We start from the raw sequence: 837 nt of genomic DNA on the forward strand, positions 1-837 counted from the left end.
GAATTCGAGACCATCATCAACCACGAGGCCCCTCAGGCCGCGTGACTAACCCTGTCACCTATCCGTGCACCAGGCCCGTCCTACTTCTCGGAGTCAGGCGGCGACGACCTGGTGAGGCACGCATCTGCGGCGTACGACCTGAGCATCCTTGCTCTTATCGACAACTATCTGGATGACGAAGGGCCGGGTGTTGGGTGTCGGCTTCGTTACTGTCGGGCGACGTTGAGATCCAAGGCGAGTCCAGTGATTCGGCGTGGCCATCCGGCGATCATGAGCCAATGGAACGAAGGTTGTTCGGCCCGGATGAACTTGACGAAGTTCTGAATGATGTTCGGTGGAAAAGCCATCATGCCCGGGCGCACTGGTTCTGGCGTGTCGAGTGTGACCAGGAGGGTGAGGTCGATTCGGGCGAGGCAGTCTGGGTCGTTGAGTACTTTGATCGACCTATTCCCGATGACCCCATATTCGATGAGCCTGACGAGTACGACCGTTTCGTTGCGGGCATTTGGAACCCGTGGCCAATTACTCCGCGAACTCGATTCGTGCTGTGGCAAGCCATGGCTATTCTTAGCTCGACCCTGGAACTGGAACTTGGCGTCTGGGATGGCACCAACGCAGCTTCGAACTCATCACATGTCATCGGGGAATTCCCGCGGTCAGTGCAATCTCAACAGCGTGACTGGTGGGTGCAGATGCTTCGATCCGGCGAGCGACTCGTCGAGGCATTACGCACCGGCGAGTCGTGGAATCCGCGCACGCCGAGATATTGTCAAGACCTGTGGATGAGCGGTTTTCAGGCGGCCTCCTGGGTGCCTGAGGTGGCGTCGGGTTCGACGA

General features: G+C 58.5%; 1 protein-coding gene. It reads left to right on the forward strand.

Features of this window, described 5'->3' with window-relative positions; translation table 11 throughout:
- Positions 1-278: 278 nt before the first annotated feature.
- Positions 279-837 (forward strand): hypothetical protein (locus A5766_RS24365; RefSeq protein WP_156527418.1); only part of this gene is annotated, 559 nt, incomplete at its 3' end.

Origin of the sequence: Gordonia sp. 852002-51296_SCH5728562-b, assembly GCF_001665475.1 — a bacterium.
GTDB lineage: Bacteria > Actinomycetota > Actinomycetes > Mycobacteriales > Mycobacteriaceae > Gordonia > Gordonia sputi.